The 19226-nt window shown below is 59.3% G+C and carries 20 protein-coding genes; 9 read left to right on the top strand and 11 right to left on the bottom strand.

The window, feature by feature from the left end; translation table 11 throughout:
- The first annotated feature begins 10 nt into the window (after positions 1-10).
- From F8N43_RS23455 to F8N43_RS23470, 4 genes are all read left to right on the top strand, one after another.
- Positions 11-883, top strand: a complete 873-nt coding sequence (locus F8N43_RS23455) for a branched-chain amino acid aminotransferase (RefSeq protein WP_150654443.1) — start codon at positions 11-13, stop codon at positions 881-883.
- Positions 884-904: 21 nt separating this feature from the next.
- A complete protein-coding gene (locus tag F8N43_RS23460) occupies positions 905-1663 on the top strand; it encodes a TauD/TfdA family dioxygenase (protein WP_150631921.1) in 759 nt (252 codons plus the stop codon).
- Between the two features lie 67 nt (positions 1664-1730).
- The gene (locus tag F8N43_RS23465; RefSeq protein WP_150631922.1) at positions 1731-2690 is read left to right on the top strand and encodes a diiron oxygenase; all 960 of its coding nucleotides are present in this window, start codon (positions 1731-1733) and stop codon (positions 2688-2690) included.
- A 13-nt stretch (positions 2691-2703) separates the two neighbouring features.
- Positions 2704-3504 carry an N-acyl homoserine lactonase family protein gene (locus F8N43_RS23470; RefSeq protein WP_150639241.1) on the top strand — a complete coding sequence of 267 codons (801 nt, stop codon included), beginning with the start codon at positions 2704-2706 and terminating at the stop codon, positions 3502-3504.
- A 105-nt stretch (positions 3505-3609) separates the two neighbouring features.
- Here F8N43_RS23470 and F8N43_RS23475 read toward each other — a convergent pair whose 3' ends face one another.
- From F8N43_RS23475 to F8N43_RS23495, 5 genes are all read right to left on the bottom strand, one after another.
- Positions 3610-5040, bottom strand: a complete 1431-nt coding sequence (locus F8N43_RS23475; RefSeq protein WP_150639240.1) for a PLP-dependent aminotransferase family protein — start codon at positions 5038-5040, stop codon at positions 3610-3612.
- Between the two features lie 219 nt (positions 5041-5259).
- Positions 5260-5964: a hypothetical protein gene (locus tag F8N43_RS23480; RefSeq protein ID WP_150631925.1), complete on the bottom strand. Its 705-nt coding sequence runs from the start codon at positions 5962-5964 to the stop codon at positions 5260-5262.
- 91 nt (positions 5965-6055) lie between these two features.
- On the bottom strand, positions 6056-6565 hold the full coding sequence (locus tag F8N43_RS23485; protein WP_150654444.1) for a hypothetical protein: 510 nt from the start codon (positions 6563-6565) through the stop codon (positions 6056-6058).
- 55 nt (positions 6566-6620) lie between these two features.
- Entirely contained in the window at positions 6621-8135 is a 1515-nt protein-coding gene (locus F8N43_RS23490; protein ID WP_150654445.1) for a sensor histidine kinase, read from the bottom strand.
- A complete protein-coding gene (locus F8N43_RS23495; protein ID WP_150639238.1) occupies positions 8132-8848 on the bottom strand; it encodes a response regulator transcription factor in 717 nt (238 codons plus the stop codon). Before F8N43_RS23495 ends, F8N43_RS23490 begins: the two co-directional genes overlap by 4 nt.
- 150 nt (positions 8849-8998) lie before the next feature.
- Between F8N43_RS23495 and msrB the strand changes: the two genes are divergently transcribed.
- From msrB to msrA, 3 genes are read left to right on the top strand one after another with little or no spacing between them, the layout of a single operon-like run.
- On the top strand, positions 8999-9517 hold the full coding sequence (gene msrB, locus F8N43_RS23500; RefSeq protein WP_150654446.1) for a peptide-methionine (R)-S-oxide reductase MsrB: 519 nt from the start codon (positions 8999-9001) through the stop codon (positions 9515-9517).
- A 34-nt stretch (positions 9518-9551) separates the two neighbouring features.
- Positions 9552-11327 carry a cytochrome c biogenesis protein DipZ gene (locus F8N43_RS23505; RefSeq protein WP_150654447.1) on the top strand — a complete coding sequence of 592 codons (1776 nt, stop codon included), beginning with the start codon at positions 9552-9554 and terminating at the stop codon, positions 11325-11327.
- Positions 11328-11358: 31 nt separating this feature from the next.
- Complete coding sequence (gene msrA, locus F8N43_RS23510) at positions 11359-12066, top strand: peptide-methionine (S)-S-oxide reductase MsrA (RefSeq protein WP_150654448.1); 708 nt, start codon at positions 11359-11361, stop codon at positions 12064-12066.
- Between the two features lie 16 nt (positions 12067-12082).
- Here msrA and F8N43_RS23515 read toward each other — a convergent pair whose 3' ends face one another.
- Both F8N43_RS23515 and F8N43_RS23520 read right to left on the bottom strand, forming a co-directional pair.
- Positions 12083-13096 (bottom strand): sensor domain-containing diguanylate cyclase, encoded by a 1014-nt coding sequence (locus tag F8N43_RS23515; protein WP_150631932.1) that lies wholly within the window; start codon positions 13094-13096, stop codon positions 12083-12085.
- Positions 13097-13161: 65 nt separating this feature from the next.
- Positions 13162-14067 (bottom strand): LysR family transcriptional regulator, encoded by a 906-nt coding sequence (locus tag F8N43_RS23520; protein WP_150631933.1) that lies wholly within the window; start codon positions 14065-14067, stop codon positions 13162-13164.
- 102 nt (positions 14068-14169) lie between these two features.
- On the opposite strand from F8N43_RS23520, the gene F8N43_RS23525 reads away from it, so the two are divergent.
- A complete protein-coding gene (locus F8N43_RS23525) occupies positions 14170-15360 on the top strand; it encodes an aspartate aminotransferase family protein (RefSeq protein ID WP_150654449.1) in 1191 nt (396 codons plus the stop codon).
- Here the strand turns inward: F8N43_RS23525 and F8N43_RS23530 are convergent.
- The 4 genes from F8N43_RS23530 to F8N43_RS23545 form a co-directional block, all read right to left on the bottom strand.
- Positions 15354-15608, bottom strand: a complete 255-nt coding sequence (locus F8N43_RS23530) for a Txe/YoeB family addiction module toxin (protein ID WP_150631935.1) — start codon at positions 15606-15608, stop codon at positions 15354-15356. The two genes, F8N43_RS23525 and F8N43_RS23530, sit on opposite strands and share 7 nt — an antisense overlap.
- Positions 15605-15859, bottom strand: a complete 255-nt coding sequence (locus F8N43_RS23535) for a type II toxin-antitoxin system prevent-host-death family antitoxin (protein WP_150631936.1) — start codon at positions 15857-15859, stop codon at positions 15605-15607. The genes F8N43_RS23530 and F8N43_RS23535 overlap by 4 nt, the downstream gene beginning before the upstream one ends.
- 162 nt (positions 15860-16021) lie before the next feature.
- Entirely contained in the window at positions 16022-16528 is a 507-nt protein-coding gene (locus F8N43_RS23540) for an adenylate kinase (RefSeq protein ID WP_150639234.1), read from the bottom strand.
- A gap of 64 nt (positions 16529-16592) precedes the next feature.
- Positions 16593-18515 carry an alkaline phosphatase D family protein gene (locus tag F8N43_RS23545; RefSeq protein WP_150654450.1) on the bottom strand — a complete coding sequence of 641 codons (1923 nt, stop codon included), beginning with the start codon at positions 18513-18515 and terminating at the stop codon, positions 16593-16595.
- Positions 18516-18699: 184 nt separating this feature from the next.
- Here F8N43_RS23545 and F8N43_RS23550 point away from each other — a divergent pair, with 184 nt between their 5' ends.
- The gene (locus tag F8N43_RS23550; protein WP_150654451.1) at positions 18700-19152 is read left to right on the top strand and encodes a hypothetical protein; all 453 of its coding nucleotides are present in this window, start codon (positions 18700-18702) and stop codon (positions 19150-19152) included.
- The last annotated feature ends 74 nt before the right edge of the window (positions 19153-19226 follow it).

The following is a 19226-nucleotide window of genomic DNA, read 5'->3' on the forward strand; positions in this document are numbered from 1 at the left end:
AGATAGGGATATGAGCGGTATTCCGTTTGATCAGCGAGAAGGTTTTATCTGGCTCGACGGCGAGTTTGTCGAGTGGTCCCAGGCGCGACTGCACGTGCTGAGTCACGGCCTGCATTACGCGAGCACGGTGTATGAAGGGGAACGTGTCTACAACGGCAAGATCTTCAAACTGCGCGAACACAGCGAGCGGCTGTATCGCTCGGCGCAATTGATGGATTTTGCGATTCCCTATGAGCTGGCCGAACTGGAAGCGGCCAGTCATGAACTGCTGCAACGCAACAACGTGGTCGACGGTTATCTGCGGCCGGTGGCGTGGCGTGGCAGTGAAATGATTTCCACCTCGGCCCGTTTCAACCGCGTTCACGTGGCGATTGCCTGCTGGCAATGGCCGAGTTACTTCGACCCGGCAGGGCACATGGGCGGTATTCGCATGAAGACCGCCGAGTGGCGTCGGCCACCGCCCAGCAGCAGCCCGTTCGAGGCCAAGGCGTCCGGGCATTACCAGATCGCCACCCTGAGCAAGCACGATGCGGAAAACAACGGTTATCACGACGCGCTGATGCTCGACTGGCGCGGCCACGTTGCCGAAGCCACGAGTGCCAACGTGTTCTTCGTCAAGGACCGGACGCTGCACACGCCGCTGCCCGACTGCTTCCTCAATGGCATCACCCGCCAGACCGTTATCGAATTGGCCGGGGCGCTGGATTACCAGGTGGTCGAACGCACGATTCTGCCTACGGAGCTTGGCGACTTCGACGAGTGTTTTCTGACGGGTACCGCCGCCGAAATCACCCCGGTGCAAAGCATCGACCAGCAGCGCTACCGCCCAGGCAACGCCTGCCGCGAATTCATTGCCGCTTACACCTCAACCGTTAACGCCTGATCAACCGCCAGGAACCTCACCATGTCAGATCAAGGGATTGTTGCGTCTACACCTTACGTTTCGCTGGGCCACCGCCATGAAGAATTGTCGTCCCGTGGCTGGACGGTGCTGACCCCTGCCGAATTTGCCTACGATGTCGTCGGCACGCTGCGTGAGTTCGGTCAGATCATTCCACAATTCAACGGGCAGACGGCGTTCGCCATTACCCGCAAGCCGGGGTATGAAGCGTTGCCGTATTCCCAGAGCATGAACGGCATCGGCCCGCACACCGAAGCGCCGGTCTATGGGCCGCCGCCGCGCTATCTGGCGCTGCATTGTCATCATCAGGCCACGTGCGGTGGCGGGCATACCGGGCTGGTCGACGGGATTGAATTTCTGGGGTTTCTCGAGCGCACCGAACCCGAGTTGCGGGAATGGATCGACGACACCCCCGTGGAATTCGTGGCCACCGCCAAACCGGGTGAAGCGGCACAAACGCGAGTCAGGGAATACATCCTGACGCCTACAGAGGACGGGGACATTTTCCGCTTCAGCTACAACCAGTTTCACTACGGCGATGTGAACCCTTCCGAGGAGGATCTGCAGCAATCGAAGGTGACGAACAGCTCGTCGCCACTGGCGAGGTTCGCGATGCTGGGCGAGGAATACTTCATCCGGAACAACACGCCGGTGCTGATTCCCGACGGCTGCATGCTGATTTGGGACAACTGGCGAATGATTCACGCCCGCAGTCGATACACTGACCCGGCGCGAAACCTGACCCGCTACTGGCTGGCCTGATTCATCCGTCGCCCACTATTCCATCGGCGTACCCCTCGACGGGTACGCGTCTTACAGGTATCGCGTCATGCAAACAGCAATCGAGATCGCCAAAGTCGATCATCAACTGGTCGTGCGGCTTAATCAGGCCTGGACCAAAAGGGCGACCGTGTGCGCGCCGGACAAGGCCTCGGTCAGCGAAGCGTTCGACCCGACGCGCCCGGATTACCCAGAGTGCATGGTGCCGTTTTTTCATCACCCGAAATTCCAGGCCCTGAGCGATGAGCTCAAAAGCACCGTGGTGACCTGGGGCTGGATCGGCTACAACCTGCGCACGGTGACGGCCGAAGAGCATGTGGTGAACCCGGCGCTGAGCGTTATCGCCAATCAGTATTTGGGCAAGAACGACTGGCATTTTCGCGAGGCGATGCAGCAGACGTTGATCGACGAGCACTACCACACGCTCATGCACCTGCGGGCCATCGAACGGACCAAAGAGGAGCGAGCGCTCGATCAGGATCTGGACCTGCCGCCGTCGGTGACCTATCTGCGTCTTGCCGCGCTGCGTGAAGCATTGCCCGAACAGTGGCAGCGCGATCTGGCGGCGATTACGTTCGCGGTGGTGGCCGAGATCAGCGTCAATGCGTACCTGGATCTGCTGGCCGACGATCAAACCATTCAACCGCAAAACCGCCGCGTGGCAGAGCTGCATAACCGCGACGAATACGCCCACAGCAAGATTCTCGCGGAGGTGGCGAAGGTCATGTACGCGAACATGCAGCCGACTCAACGGGCATTTTTCGCACAAACGCTGTCGGTGGCGCTAAGTGCTTTTGTCGCTCAGGACTACTCGATGTGGGAGGCGATTCTGACGCAACTCGGCGTCGAGGATGCGGCACTGATCATTGCCGACACCCGGGAGAGCAACAAGAACGCCACGATCATGCGCGACTACAGCGGTTTGCATCGTCTGGCGCAGGATCTGGGGATTAGCGACGAGATCGATTTCGACTTCCGTCCGACCCTGAAAACCACTGCAGTGGCCTGATCCGGAGGTGAATATGTCCGTTCCTGTGTACGAAGTGTTCGCCATCCGTGTCGGCGCCAATGCCCAACGCACCGCACGCGAGAACTTTCTTTACGACGCTTGCTGTGGTGACCCCAATGCGTCGATGCCGCTGGATTACTACTTCTGGGTCATACGCAATGAGCAGCAGGTGATCGTGGTCGACACCTGTTTTCAACCGGCAACAGCGGATCGGCGCAACCGTCAGATGTATCGCCTGCCGGAAGATTCCCTACGGCAACTGGACATCGATCCGGCGCAGGTTGAAAACCTGATCCTCACCCATCTTCACTGGGATCACGCCGGCAACCTGGGGCTGTTTCCGAAAGCCACGGTGCATTTGCAGGAAGCGGAGCTGCGTTTCTGTACCGGCCCGAAAATGGCCCATCGCACGGTGAACAAAACCTACGAGGTCGAAGATGTGATGTCGGCGCTGCCACCGTTGTTCGAGGGGCGCTTGCGTTTGCATACCGGCACAGTCGAGGTGGTTCCCGGCGTGACCCTGCACCCGGTGGGTGGCCACACGCCGGGTAGCCAGGTGGTGCGGGTAAACACCGGGCGCGGGTGGATTGTCCTGGCGTCGGACGCGGCGCATTTGTGGGCGAACATTCGTCAGCGCAGTCCGTTTCCGATCATTGATGATCTGGCACAGACGCTGGAGGCGTTTATCGAGATCGACCGTTTGGCGGACAGCGAAGACCACGTCATTCCCGGCCATGATCCGTTGATCGCTGAGCGTTTCCCGCATTGGAACGATGATCCGCACATCATCTGCCTGCACGCCAATCCTGTGTAGGAGCGGCCGGGCGGCGTGCCGTTTGCTGGCGATAGCGGCGGATCAGTCGACATCGATGTCGCCTGACATTCCGCCATCGCCAGCAAGCTGGCTCCAGGTCATGTTTCAGCTTTGGTTTTTGAGGAGTCGGCCCAAAGTTGCCAACGCTTCATCGATTTTCGGTGAATACGGCGCCCCACAACCAATACGCACGAAGTGATTGAAACGCTGGGCATTGGAGAAGATATCCCCAGGCAAAATCTGGATGCCCGCCTTCAACGCTGCATGAAAAAACGCCATGGACGCCTGTTCAGGTGGCAGCTCCACCCACAACAACGTACCGCCCTGTGGATGGGTTATGCGGGTGCCCGGTGGAAAGTAGCGAGTGATTGCCGCACTCATCTGCTGGCGCTGTTGCGTCAGCGTTTTCCTCAAGCGGCGCAGGTAACGTTCGTAGGACGGTGTCTTCATGAACGCACTGACCGCCAGTTGCGACAACGTTTCACAACCTCGGGACTGCGTGTGTTTGAGCATTTCCACGCGGTCGTGCCACTGCCCGGCGCTGATCCAGCCCAGCCGTACACCCGGTGCCAGGGTTTTGTTCAGCGATGCGCAGTAAATGACGTTATCGGTGCGGTCCCAGTGTTTGAGCGTGGATAACGGCAGCTCGGTGTCCACCAGGTCGCCATAGGTGTCGTCTTCGATCAGCACGGTGCTGTGCTCGGCACACAATTGCACCAGCCGCGCCTTGTTGGCGTCGGGCATGATGCTGCCCAGTGGATTCTGCAGGTTGGGAATGACGATCAGCGCCCGAATCCGTTCGGGGCCTTGCAACAACTGTTCGAGCGCGAACAGGTTGATGCCCGAGTGCGCCGTTGCCGGGACTTCCAGCACGCGCAAGTTCAAGCTTTCAAGAATTTGCAGCAGGCCGTAAAAGGTCGGCGACTCCACGGCCACGGTGTCGCCGGGGTGGGTGACCGCACGCAAGGCGAGGTTGATCGCTTCGGTCGCGCCGTGGGTAATCACCATTTTCTCGGCGCTCAGATTGGCCTTCGTCGTCAGCGCTCGTCGGGCAAGGATGTTGCGCAACTCGATGTTGCCGCTGGTCGAGCCTTGCATACCAAGCAAATGCTGGTCCTGACGCAGCGCTTTGATCATGTGATCCTGCAGGGTCTTCAACGGATAGAGTTGTGGCGCACAGTAGGCGCTGGCGAAGTTGACCTTGATCGTCGCGCGTTGGCTGGCCTTGAGCACCGATGACACTTGCTCGTGAATGCCGAGGTAAACCCCGGTATCCAGGGGCGCAGGGGTTGTGGTCACAACCGGTTTGGGCAAGGTGTCCGGCTGGCGAATGTAGTTGCCGGAGCGCGGACGAGCTTCCAGGACGCCATAGTCCTCAAGCTCCCGGCACACCTGCACGGCAGTCGACAGGCTGACGGCGTGTTTTTCCATCATCAACCGAATGGAAGGGAAGCGTTCCCCGGTTTTCAAGGTGCCGCTGCGGATTGCGTCGAGGTAGTGGTTGGCTAACTGACGATACAAGGGGGTCGGGTGCATGATGACCTCAGCAATCGCACCACTGAGGTCTTGGCTGGAAAGTGAGTTGACGTTCCCCGCAGGCGGACCCGTGGTGCTCAAGGGTTAAGGGAAGTTTTTTTCTGGCGTCGATACACAGAGAGTAATCGCGCTTTTGCCGGAATCGCGGGCAATAAAAAGCCCCGCTCTAGGGCGGGGCTTTTAGGTCAGTAGCGCCCGTGGCGCTGCTGATGAGGCGAGTTATTGCGCGGCGATGCTGTAACCCTCGAACGCGGTCTGCTGCTGAAGCGCGGTGATGATGTTTTTGCGGTTCACGGCGTGTTCGGTTCCGCTACTGTCCAGGAACGATTCGCTTTCCAGTTCCGCTTCATCGCCTTCGCCGACAAAGGTAAAGCCGAGGAACTCCAGCGCTTCACGGTCAACGTTCAGTCGCGAGCGCGGAGTGCGCAGCGGCAGCGTGACGCTGATGCCGTCCTTGCTGATGGTGAACACTTCGACATCTTTCTTGGCGCGGGCCGTTTTGCTCTTGCCGCTGCTTGGGTTGCTGATGGCCTGATGCGTCTGGTTCAGCACTTTCAGCGCCAGACCGTAGACAATCTCTTGAAACGCCGGATCGTCCTTGAAGCTGGAAAGGATGCGGCTGATCGAAAATTTGCTGCTCAGGTCTTCGAGGGCCGCGATGTCGGCTGCCTCGGCATCCTTGAGTTGCTTCAGTTCGCCCATCAGTTCATAGGCTTTGTCGTCGTCGAAGCTGTCGTGGGCCTGGCGAATCGCGGCGCGCAGCTCGCGGATCTGGTCGCTTTCGCGAGTGGACTGGAAAGCGTCCAGCACCATCTCGGCGATCGTCTTGGCCTGGGGCACGTGCTGTGAAAGATTGATGGAGTTTTCGTATTCCGCTTTGGACGACAAGGTGACTACGGATTCAGCGGTATTGGAATCGGACATTGAAATTTCACTACTTCTTTTAACTTGGGTTGAGGCGAGAAAGCACTGGGCCTTTTCAGGCCGCCTAATCTATTGGACCGAGGCGGCGTTGTCACGGATTCCTGGCGGGAGCGGTCTTCAGGGATCGGAACATCTGATAAAACCTGATCGAACGTCCGCAGAACAAACCGCTCGCAAAGCCTGATGCACAGGCTTTGAGCAACACCATCGGCAGCGTGGCCGAGTGTTGCGGATCAACCTCGGCCTGATAGCCAAAGTAATAGCTGACAGCGAAAAACAGCAGGTAGAGCACTAGGGTTTTTGCGGTGCCTGGCACGATCAGCCCGGTTTGCGCTTGATCCAGCTCGACACCCTTGCGGGAAAAAATCAGCAGAGCGACGAAACTGCCCGTGATCACTGCCGCCAGCCAGCAACTGATTGAGAGGGAGAGGTCGGGCGTCAGATTCAGCGAATACAGCGACCAGCCCAACAAAATCGGCGGTGTGATCAGCAGTGAAGCTTTGCTTTCGTGGCTCGGGGAAAGGGCTTTGATGCCGAAGTAACAGAGCAGCAGAAATATTGCATATACCCACAGCGGGGTGTTTTCCAGGGTCTTGAGCATCGAACAGCGTCCTTGCCGAAAAGTGAAGTCGGGATCATAGCGGTTGCGGTAACTATTACCCCGGCGAATTCAGATTCATCGATCGCACCGCCCATTGCTCTGCGGTTTGCTGATCAACCGGCAGCGTGAAGCGGAACGTCGCACCGCGCCCGGGCACGTCGACCAGCTGGATATCGCGACCGTGCAGTTGCAGGATCCGATGCACGATTCGCAGCCCGAGCCCGCCATCGCGCCGCGCGCCGCCGATGTTGAACGGGCGCAGGAACAACCCTTCGCGCAGTTCGGGTGCGATGCCGGGGCCGGTGTCGCTGACGGTGACTTCGATAAACGGTCCTTGTGGGCGCAGGCTCAGTTCGATGTTTCCACCTTGAGGGGTATGACGCAGGGCGTTGTCGAACAGGTTGGTGAGGACCCGTTCGATCAACCCCAGGTCTGCGCAAGCGGCCGCCACGTTGGGCGCGAAGCTGGCCTTCAGTTCAACCTGGCGCGCCTCGGCGGTCAGTTCGAATTTCTGGAAGATGTCCTGCACCAGGTCGGTCAGGGAAAAGCGTTCCAGCACAGGCTGTACAAACCCATGTTCCAGGCGCACCAGCTCCAGCAGCGATTGCGCCAGGCCACCAACCTTGCGGCTTTGATCCAGGGCGATGCCGAGGTAGCGGCGGCGGTCGGCGGGGGACAACGTAGCGTCCTTGAGCGACAGGGTTTCCAGATAACCGTGCAGCGAGGCTAACGGTGTGCGCAAGTCGTGGGAAATGTTCGCCACCAGTTCGCGGCGTTCCTGATCCTGCCGGGTCAGCGAACGCCATTGTTCGCTGAGGCGCGCCTGCATCTGTCGGAAGGTGGCGTCGAGAATGGCAATTTCATCATGACTGGCGGTCTTTTCCATCGGTGCTGATTCCGGTGGTGTGGCCGGGACGCCATCAATGTCGAACTGGCTGACGGTTTCGGTCAGTCGGCGCAAAGGTCGGGTAATCAGGGCAAATGCGGTGAGGCCGGCAATCAGGCACAGCAGTGCGACCAACCCGATCGATAGCAACGCGGTATTGAGCGCTGCACTGGTGGCGCCGCGTTCAGCCAGGCGATCGTGGTCCTCACCGAGCAGCACCACATAGAGATAACCGGCCGGTTTTCCGTCAACGTTAAGCGGCGCGGCGCTGAACACCTTGCGCGTATCGACGCTACGCGGGTCGTCGCCGAGAATCGGCAGGGCATCGCCATTGAGCAGACGCTGGATCGGCGCGAGGTCGATCCGCTGCCGATGAATCCGGCCCTCGGGCGCGGCGCTGCCGACAATCTTGCCCTCGGTGTCGAGCAGATACACTTCGACACTCGGATTGACCTGCATCAGCTTGCTGAACAGGTCACGCACGGCATTGGGCATCAGGCCCTGGGTGTCCATCAGCACGGTGTCACGGGCAATGTGCTGGGCCAGATCCCGCGACAACCCTTGCACCACTTCCTGTTCGTGCATCTTGTTGGAACGCACCTGCATCCAGGCCGAGGTGCCGCAGCACACCAGCAACAGCACGGCGAACACCAGCGACAGCCGTTGCGTCAGGGTCAGCCTCATGGCTGTTCCTCCCGGGCCGCGAATTTGTAGCCACGGCCCCACACCGTGAGGATGCGCACCGGCTGTGCCGGATCGCTCTCGATCTTGGCCCGCAGACGGTTGATGTGGGTATTGACCGTGTGCTCGTAGCCTTCATGGCTGTAACCCCACACCGCATTGAGCAGGTCCATGCGCGAGAACACCTTGCCGGGCTGGCGTGCGAAGAAATACAACAGGTCGAACTCCCGTGGCGTGAGGTCGAGTCGGCGACCGTCAAGGGAGACATCGCGGGTGATCGGATCAATGGCGAGCCCGTCCGTGATCAGGCTGCCGGCGTCCATTTTCAGGTTGCGGGCCATGGCGTCGACCCGCCGCAACAGCGCTTTGACCCGGGCGACCAGTTCGAGCATGGAAAAGGGTTTGGCCAGGTAATCGTCAGCGCCGAGTTCCAGGCCCAGTATCCGGTGTACTTCACTGGAGCGTGCGCTGGTGATGATGATCGGTGTGTAGCGGGCCATGGCGCGGGCGCGGCGGCAGATTTCCAGGCCATCGACGCCCGGCAGCATCAGGTCGAGGATCAGTGCATCCCAGCTTCCTTGCTGCAGCATGCGCATGCCTTCATCGCCATCGGCGCAGTGCACCACCTCGAACTGCTCATCACGTAGATGCAGGCAGATAAGGTCGGCGATATGCAGGTCGTCCTCGACCACGAGGACGCGTTTGGTCGGTTCCATCAAGCTCAATCCTTCGGCGCAATGAGCGCATTGTGCGGGTTTTCCGGGGCCAGAGTTATCACGAATTGTTTAACTTCCCGTGAGGATTTGGCGATCAACCCAAGCCTAGGCTGTGTTCCATGAAAGGCACTTTGGATTTTGGAGACGGCCATGTTTTCACGGCGACAATTTCTTGTAGCGAGCGGCGGGCTGGGGGTTGCAGCCCTGGGGATTGGTGTATTGCCAAAATTTGCTGCCAGCTCTGCGCTGGTCAGTGAAGCCAGCGCGGCGGAGGTTTTCGAGGTGACGCACACTGACAGTGAATGGCGTGCCCTGCTCAGTGACGAGCAGTACGAAATCCTGCGCGAAGAGGGCACTGAACGGGCTTACAGCAGTGCGCTGAACAATGAGCATCGTGATGGGACATTTGCCTGTGCCGGTTGCGATCTGCCGCTGTTCTCCTCTGCCACCAAGTTCGACAGCCGCACCGGTTGGCCGAGTTTCTGGGCACCACTGGACAAGGCGGTGGCGACCCGCCAGGACCGATCTTTCGGCGTGCTGCGCGAAGAGGTTCACTGCCGACGGTGTGGCGGTCATCTCGGCCACGTCTTCGACGATGGGCCCAAACCTACCGGTCTGCGCTACTGCATGAACGGTCTGTCGATGACCTTCAAACCGCAGGCGGCTTGATTCCTTTTTCTCTCATTTCCTGCAGGTCGATGCCATGTGGCTTCTGGTTCTCGCTTACCTCGGTGGTGTGCTGACGATCGTCAGCCCGTGCATTCTGCCGGTGTTGCCGTTTGTCTTCGCTCGCACCGGGCAGCTGTTCATGAAGAGCGGCTTGCCGCTGCTGGCGGGCATGGCGCTTACCTTCGCGCTGGTCGCCTCATTGGCGGCGGTGGGCGGCGGTTGGGTGGTGCAACTCAATCAGTACGGTCGCTGGCTCGCGCTGGTGTTTGTCGCCCTGTTCGGGCTCACGCTGTTGCTGCCGCAGTTGGCCGAACGTCTGACGCGTCCGTTGGTGGCGGCTGGCAGTCGGTTGTCGGAAGCGGCGGGCGCCGATGCCCGGCCGCGCCCTGGCGCTTCGTTTCTGATCGGTGTTGCCACCGGCCTGCTCTGGGCGCCGTGTGCCGGGCCAATTCTGGGTCTGTTATTAACCGGCGCCGCACTGCAAGGGGCAAGCATCGCAACCACCTTGTTGCTGCTGGCCTACGCTGCCGGTGCCGCCACTTCCCTTGCAGTGGCGTTGCTGCTGGGCGGCAAGGTTTTCGCCGCAATGAAGCGTTCCATTGGTGCTGGCGAGTGGGTCCGTCGAGGTTTGGGCGTGGCCATGCTGGCCGGCGTAGCGGCGATTGCTTTGGGGCTTGATACCGGGATTCTGGCGCGGTTTTCCACGGCATCTACCGGTGGTATCGAGCAGGCACTGGTGAGTCGTTTGGCCGGTAAGACTCCGAACGGCAGCGGGGCAATGATGGCGAAGGTTCCGGCTGCTGACGGTGCGATGAGCGTGGCTGACAAAGCAGCGGACACACTGCCAGTCGAAGGCAACCTTCCGCCGCTGGACGGCGCCGTGCAATGGCTTAACTCGCCACCACTCGATGCCCAGGCGTTGAAGGGCAAGGTAGTGCTGGTGGATTTCTGGACTTATTCCTGCATCAACTGCTTGCGCACCCTGCCGTATCTAAAGGCCTGGGCTGAAAAATACCGTGATCAGGGGTTGGTGGTGATCGGCGTCCATGCGCCCGAATTTGCTTTCGAGCGGAACGTTGGCAACGTCTCCAAAGCCATGAAAGACCTGGGTATCAACTACCCGGTGGCCATCGATAATGAATTCAGGATCTGGCGGGCTTTCAACAACGAGTATTGGCCGGCCCACTATTTTGCCGACGCCCAAGGGCGCATTCGTTATCACCACTTTGGCGAAGGCGCGTACGCCGAATCGGAACGGGTCATTCAGCAACTGCTGCGTGAGGCGGGCGCGGCGAAGGTGGCGGACGGGCTGATCAATGCCAGCGCCGAAGGTGTACAGCTCGCGCCGGACATGAACGAAGTGCAGTCACCGGAAACCTACGTCGGCTACCAGCGTGCCGAGCATTTTGTCGCCGAAACCCGTCTGACGCCCGACAAGGTGACGACCTACAACCCTGTGTCGCAACTGGCGCTCAACGACTGGAGCCTGGAGGGGCAGTGGAATGTCGGTCCGGAGCGGGCCACCTCAAGCGCGCCCGCCGGTCGCATTGTCTACCGCTTCCACGCGCGTGATTTGCATCTGGTACTGGGCCCCGGCGCAGACGGCAAACCGGTGCGCTTCAAAGTGCTTATTGATGGAAAAGCCCCTGGCGAAGCCCACGGTACGGACGTGGCCCCCGATGGCAGTGGCAACGTTACCGAACAACGTTTGTATCAATTGGTTCGTCAGTCCGGCGCTGTCACGGATCGGACCTTCAGCATCGAATTTCTCGATCCGGGTGTCTCGGCGTATGCCTTTACGTTCGGTTGACCGCCACTTCACTGATTCAGGAGTCAGTCTCATGAAAACCCTGCTCACCTTGCGCCGCACCCTGTTGGGGTTGGTGGCCGCTGGCGTCATCGGCCAATGCTCGGCGTTCTCTTTTGGGTCCGCCGAAGACGCGGTCATCATTCCCGCACCCACCCTCGACGAAATCACCCAGGCCCGCAGCGAAACCGCCGTGTTCGCCGGCGGTTGCTTCTGGGGCGTCCAAGGTGTGTTCCAGCATGTCAAAGGTGTGAAGAACGCGGTGTCCGGTTATGCGGGCGGGGCGGCCAACACCGCTCAATACGAGCGGGTCAGCGACGGCAATACGGGGCACGCGGAATCGGTTGAAGTGACCTTCGACCCCACTCAGGTCAGCTATGGCACCTTGCTGCAGATCTACTTCTCGGTGGCTCACAACCCGACCGAGCTCAATCGTCAGGGACCCGACCGCGGCACTCAGTATCGTTCGGCGATTTTTCCGGAAAACAGCGAGCAGCAACGTGTCGCTCAGGCCTACATTGCCCAGCTCGACGCCGCGAAATCGTTCGACAAACCGATCGTCACCACACTGGAAACCTACAACGGTTTCTACCCGGCGGAAGAAGAACATCAGGACTTCCTGACTGAGCATCCGACTTACCCGTACATCGTAATCAACGATCTGCCGAAAGTGGCGCAGTTGAAAAAGTTGTATCCGGAGCGGTATCAGGAGAAACCGGTGTTGGTGAAGGCGGGGATGTGAGGGGCGAGAAAAACGCTCAGCCCGAAATCACATTCTTGCCCGCCACTTTTGACCGATACAACGCTTGATCAGCCCTGGCCAGCAGTCCGGTCTGTTGTTCTTCGTCGAAGCGCTGAGCCACTCCGAAACTGAGAGTCAATTGAAAGTCTCCCACGGGCGGCAAGTCTGCGAGGCTATGGCGAATCGTTTCGACAAGGGTTCTGGCGTCGGCCAGCGGGGTGTTTGGCAGGACCATGATGAACTCATCACCGCCCCAGCGCGCCAGCAAATCGCCCTCCCGGACGCAGCGCTTCACACTCTCGACCACCTGCACCAACGCGGCATCCCCCAGGGCATGACCGTAGTGATCGTTGATGTTCTTGAAGTCGTCGATGTCCATGGCAATCAGCGACAGCGGTTGTCGGAAACGCTGGGCACGATCGCATTCAAGGGGAAGGGCTTTGCTCAGGCGATGGCGATTGGCGATCGACGTCAGTGCGTCGGTTTCCGCCAGTTTGCGGTTTTCTTCGAGTTGAATCTGCAGTTGTTGGTTGACCCGGGATAACTCTCGAGTGCGTTCTTCGACGATGGCTTCGAGGGACTGATTCCTTCGTTCAAGCGCTTCGAACAGACGCTTTTTGTCTTCGATGCTGCGGTGCGCACCGACCATGCGCGCCACCGAACCGTCGGCGTTGCGGGCGAGTACATAACCGCGGTCTTCGATCCAGGTATAGCTGCCATCCTGCTTGCGGCAGCGATACTCGGCCTGATAGCCGGGAGCCCGTTGACTCAGGTAGTCGTCAAACACGGCCATGACCCGTGGGTAATCCTCGGGATGTATCACCGATTCCCAAGTGAATACGGTGTTGTCGAGGGAGTGAGGCGGATAGCCGAGCATTTCGTACCAGCCGGGGTTGCGGTAAACGAACCCGGTATTGGCGTTCCAGTCCCAGATGCCATCACTGACCAGTTCCAGAATGGTGTGCAGCATGTCTTCGTTTAAATCCGACAGATTCAACTTCAACGCTTCAATATCCGAGGCCCCATCCATCACCGCTCTCCCTGACTAAAGTGACCCGCCAGTCGAGGAGATTAGTCGAAGGCGCGTTCAGACGGCTAGTGCTTGCCCCACATCCGGATGGCGAAGTCGACGAAACTGCGTAATTTCGGCAAACGGTAGCGATCCTGGGCGTACATCAAGGTCATCGGCCGGCTCGGCGGTAAATAATCCTGCATCAATGCCACCAGTTTTCCGTCCTCGAGGTCTTGCTCCACCAATGCATCGGGCAATAGCACGATGCCCATTCCGGTGCGTGCCGCCTGATGCAAACCTGCGGAGCTGTTGATCAGCATCGGCCCACTGACTGCCACCGCGACCTCGCCTTCAGGCCCGGCCAAGCGCCATTCCTTTTCCACCGAGTGCCAGTCGTCTCCAGCCGGGTAGGCAAAGGACAGGCAGTCGTGGTGTCGCAGATCGTCAGGTTTTTCCGGGTTGCCCCGACGTATCAGGTATTCCGGTGATGCGCACATCGTCAGGGTGTACGCAACAAGTGGGCGGGCAATCAGGTTGGTCTGCTCCATGTTGCCCAAGCGAAACGCCACGTCGAAACCGTTTTCGAGCAGGTCCGGGCGCCGGTTGGTGAGGACTACATCCAGTTTGACTCGCGGACACAGCAGGGCGAATTCGCTCAGTGCCGGTGCCAGTTTTTCTGTGCCGAATGTCAGGGGCGCGGTGATGCGCAACGTGCCACTCGGCTCGTCGAGGGCTTGCTCGGCCAGGCGTTCGGAGTCGGCCACCAATCCCAGTACTTCGAGGCAGCGTTGATAGTACGCGGCACCAAATTCGGTCAGCCGCTGGCGCCGCGTCGTACGGTTGAGCAAGCGCACACCCAAGCGTTGCTCCAGTGCCCGCAGGTGATTGCCCACCATGGTGGTGGACATTTCGCACTGAAAAGCGGCCGCGGTCATGCTGCCGGTTTCCACCACTCTTACGTAAACGGTCATTGCCTGGAACAAATCCATTATCAAGCCCGGCTTTAAAATGATTGAAGTGTTGCAGCGTTTATCCAGCTCAGATGGCTAACCATACTGCAAAAACACCGACTATTGATGGAGCTTGATGTCATGACCGCCGCCTGCCTGATGAGCACTTACCAACCTCTGGCGCTGAGTTTCAGCAAAGGCCTGGGCACGCGACTGTGGGATCAGGCCGGTCGTGAATACCTGGACGCGGTAGCGGGCGTGGCGGTGACCAATGTCGGTCACTCCCACCCCAAAATCGTCTCCGCCATCAGCGAACAGGCCGGCCTGCTGCTGCACACCTCCAACCTGTACAGCATCGATTGGCAGCAGCGGCTGGCGCAGAAACTGACGCGGTTGGCGGGCATGGAGCGGGCCTTTTTCAACAACTCCGGTGCCGAAGCCAACGAGACCGCGTTGAAACTGGCACGCCTGCATGGCTGGCACAAAGGCATCGAACAGCCCTTGGTGGTCGTCATGGAAAACGCCTTCCATGGCCGGACGCTCGGCACGCTGTCCGCCAGCGATGGCCCGGCTGTACGCCTGGGTTTCAACGAACTGCCGGGGGATTTCGTCAAAGTGCCATTCGGCGACATCAAGGCGTTGGACACGGTACAGCAGGCCCACGGCGCAAGAATCGTGGCCATCCTAATGGAGCCGATTCAGGGGGAAAGCGGTGTGCAATTGGCTCCGCCGGGTTACCTCAAAGCCGTGCGTGACCTGTGTAACCGGCGCGGGTGGCTGATGATGCTCGACGAAATCCAGACCGGCATCGGCCGCACCGGCCAGTGGTTTGCGTTCCAGCACGAAGGCATTGTTCCGGATGTCATGACCCTGGCCAAAGGCCTCGGCAATGGTGTCCCTATCGGCGCTTGCCTGGCCCGGGGCAAAGCCGCCGACCTCTTCACCCCCGGCAGCCACGGCAGCACCTTCGGCGGCAATCCACTGGCCTGCCGTGTGGGTTGCACCGTGCTCGACATCATCGAAGAACAGAGCTTGCGGGAAAACGCCAAAGTGCAGGGCGAACGCTTGCTCGACAGATTGCGCATAGAGCTGGCCGATGACCCGAACATACTGGCCATCCGTGGCCAGGGCCTGATGATCGGCATCGAACTCAAGCAACCGATTCGCGACCTGACCCTGATCGCCGCCCGGGATCACGGTTTGTTGATCAACGTCACACGGGGCAAGACCATTCGCCTGCTGCCGCCGCTGACGATTGATGAGCGGGAGGTGGAGATGATTGTCAGAGGGGTTTGTCGGGCCGTGAGTGCGTCCAGACTTTTTACTCAGTAATGATATCGACACATCACAACGCGTATCTCATCGTCCTCAACTGCGTATACCAGCCGATGCTCGCCGGTTATTCGACGAGACCAGAAACCGCTCAAGTTGTGTTTGAGCGGTTCTGGCTTTCCGAGTCCGTCGAACGGCTCACGCTGAATAGATTTGATCAGGAGATTGATTCGTTTGAGCCCGGCCTTATCGTTTTGCTGGAACCACAAATAGTCTTCCCAACCTTCAGGAGTGAACTCAATATTCATTCTTCGATGAGTTGCCTGGTTTTGGTTTTCCCTGCACGCAGGTTGCCGATTGATTTGATCAGTCGTTCAGCATTGGCAGGGGAGCGGAGCAGGTAAGCAGTTTCTTCGAGGGCGTTGTATTCCGCCAGAGACATCATCACCACGGGTTCGCCTTTCTGGCGAGTGACCAACAATGGAGCGCGGTCATCATTGACCCGATCCATGGTTTCCGCGAGGTGCGCTCGTGCGGTGGTGTAGTTGATGGTTTGCATGTTGTAGTCCTCGCTCAATGCAAAGAACGTACAGAAATGAGTACAGGATGACAAGGCGATACCTACGAATGGTCGTTACGCGGACGACGCATCTACGTTTGTGAAGAGTATCGCTGAGTGTCCTTCGAGACGTTTCCGTGATCGATGTAATCCATCTCCGATTTAAAAGCCATCCCTTGCCCGGGTTTTCCCGAACGCTGTGATCTCGGAGCGATTCATCAGTTTGATTTTTGAACCTGCGAAACCTTTGAACAACTGCTGATGCGTGGCAAACCCACTGGAGCCTTCGCGTGTACGGTAACTGTTGGCCCAGTCGAGCAAGGCATTCAACAACTTGTCCTGCTCGTCCCGCTGCGCCTCGCGCCGGCGAATATTGGCCACGCATTCTTCATCGTCAACACACAGCCAGATCAACGCCGTGGCCCTGTGGATAAGTTCGCTGACGATCCAGCCGTAAACACCTTCGATGACCCAGCGCTCTTCATCTGCCGCGATCCGCGCCATGCCCAATGCCTCGGCGCGGGGACGGGCGATGCTGTGTTCGTCGGATAGCCAGTGAAGCGTGTCCAGATCAACCCAGGGTATTTGCAGTCGCCCGGCCAATCGCTCGGCCAGCCAGCTCTTGCCGGAACCGGAATTGCCGATGATCAGGGTTCGGGTGAGATCCATAAATCACCACGATCTACTGTAGGAGCCAGCGTGCTCGCGATGCCGACTACTCGGTCTCTCGCCTTCAATCCTCAACCTCAGGCGCCACCATCCGCGTCTTCGGCGACCCATCCGAGTTGTGCTGATATATCGCCTGCGGCTGTCCTTTCTCATTAAAGAACACCTGCCCGATCCCCGCCGAATTCCACAACCGTTCACCCGCCTCGGCATGCTCCGGAACGTGCGGCACGATGCGCATCCGTCGGCGCTTGGTCAGCCAGTTCAGCGGCGAGCGCGGGGAATAGAGCCAGCGATTGAGCCGGTCGAACCATTCAAGCAGCGCCGGTGGAAATTCGTTCTTGATGCCGCTGCTGGTGATCTGCCAGATCCTCGGGCCGGCCTTGCGGTGTCGGATCAGCACTTCATAGACGAAGGAATAATGCACATCGCCTGACAGCACCACGTAGTTACCCGGCGTACGCGAGTGTCGGAAAATGTTCAGGATCACCTGCGCTGCGCCGCGATGGGCCATCCAGTTTTCGGCGTCCACCAGCAGCGGATATCCGAACCAGCTGAACACCCGTTGCACGGTTTCGATCAGCTTCACGCCGAAAACCGGTGCCGGCGAAACGATGATCGCCGACGGATGATCCAGCAATTCCTGTTGCAGTTCACTCAGGGCTTCCCAATCCAGAAGCCCCGAGGGCTGCTTGAGCGTCATCTCACTGCGCCAGCGCCGGGTGCGGGTGTCGAGCACCACCATCGCCGGAGTGGTCGGCAACACGTAATGCCAGTGCTGAAACTTCAACAGCTCATCGATCAAGGCATCCTGCACCGGGCTGTCGAGATAGCCATCGTCCCCGGTCGCGCTGAAACCGTCCGTCTTCTCCAGCAACGTGCCGAATGCATCCGGGTTGTTGCCCCAGCCTTGGCACAACATGTAAGCGATCAGCGCATTGCCGATGATGCGCTTGGAGAACGGATGGCCGTAGGCCGTTTCCTCCCATTGCGCGGAAAGATTCCAGTCATCGGTAATATCGTGGTCGTCGAAAATCATCAGGCACGGCAGATGCGCGAAGGCGCGGGCGACGCCGCCCAGACCGGCCTTGAAGCCATCGATGCGCGTCTGTTCAAGCGCATAACGCTCGCGTCGTTCGGGAATCAGTTTCGGCGGTTTTGGCGCGATCAGCGTCCAGGGTGTCGGTGACCACACCAGCAGGTACATGGCCATGACTTCCGCGAACGTCACCAGATGATTGTCGGCGCTGCTGCTGGTGAAAATCGGCTTGCGCGCACCGCCGAAAAATCGCTCGCGCAGGGTTTCGTTACTCTGCAGCGCCGGTAACAAATCCGCACGATGGTAATAACTGGCCGCATGCTCATAGAGCTTGGCGCTGTCGCTGACCACCGCGCCTTCGAGGTGTTCGCCGAACAACCCCAGCCGCGCGATCAAGGCATGAATGGCCCGCAACATCGGCCCGGCGACATCGTCGGCGTACACCTGATCGCCACTCATCATCAACAGCGCCGGGCGCTCAGTCGCTTCATGTTCCGAGGCCAGCAAGCGATCGACACAGAGCAAGCCGTCGGCAGCGGGATGATGAGGTTTGCGGCAGGAGCCATGCAGTAGTTGATCGATCCGCGAGCGCAAAACGAAATTCGGCGATCCTGCCTCACCGTACAACAAATGCGGTGCCCACTCGGCGATGCCCGTCATCGCATCATCAATCAGCAGGTCGTACTCGATCAGCGTGTCGCAGGGCAGGGCGGTGTCCAGCGGCACATCGATCAAATGGATGAAAGCATGAGTACCGACCGGGATGATCGTGCATTGCCCGGCATCAAGGCGAATGTCGCCAACACCTTGCAGACGCAACGTCAGCGACAACGCCCGGCTTCCTACCAGCCACAGCACCAGCCGCGCAGGCTCCAGCCGCCGCAGCAGGGGGCCGACCAGGACCGGTGGCAGTGAGGTGCAATCGTCAGGCAAAGGCAGTGATTCGGACATCCGGGTTCAAGACTCTTGGCGCACAGGTCGGCGATGATAACGCAGGTCGCTGCCGATGCCTGCGGTGCAATGCGTGGCGAGGGTGATGGAAGAGGTGATCAACCGCTGAATTCGCCAGGCAGGCTACAGTGAACGTGTCACGCCGTTTGCGGTGTGCACAGGTATGGATTCGAGGAGCATCAACATGAACAGACTTATCCTGCCGGTACTGACGCTTATGATCGCCGCGCAATCCCCGGCGTACGCGATCAACGACAAGTACCGCAAGCAACTTGAGCAGTCCGGTTGCACCCAAATGAGCGAACTTCAGGGCTGCGATATCCACAAGAGCAAAGCGGAAAACGCCAAGGCCGGATTTACCAACCCAGCGGCGGACAGCACAAGCACCCAGACGCCTTATGCCGGGCAATGGGTCGCGAAGAGCGATGCCGGCGCGACCGTTGCCACGATTCGTATCGATGCCAAGGAACAGGTCTGGGTGAACGGTAAGCGGGTCAACGCGAAACGCACCGATGGCGCGCTGCAATTCAAGCAGGGAATGATCACCTTCACGATTCAAGGTGATCGACGGCTGACGGGGGAGGATTACTGGATGGACAGTGATGCCGGGACCCGAGGGCCGATCGAGATTGAGTAGCCTGCCTGTGAATACAAATACCGACTCCTCTACACAAACCCTGTGGGAGCGAGCCTGCTCGCGATGAGGGCAGT

It is taken from the genome of Pseudomonas fluorescens (assembly GCF_902498065.1).
Taxonomy (GTDB): Bacteria; Pseudomonadota; Gammaproteobacteria; order Pseudomonadales; family Pseudomonadaceae; genus Aquipseudomonas; species Aquipseudomonas fluorescens_BJ.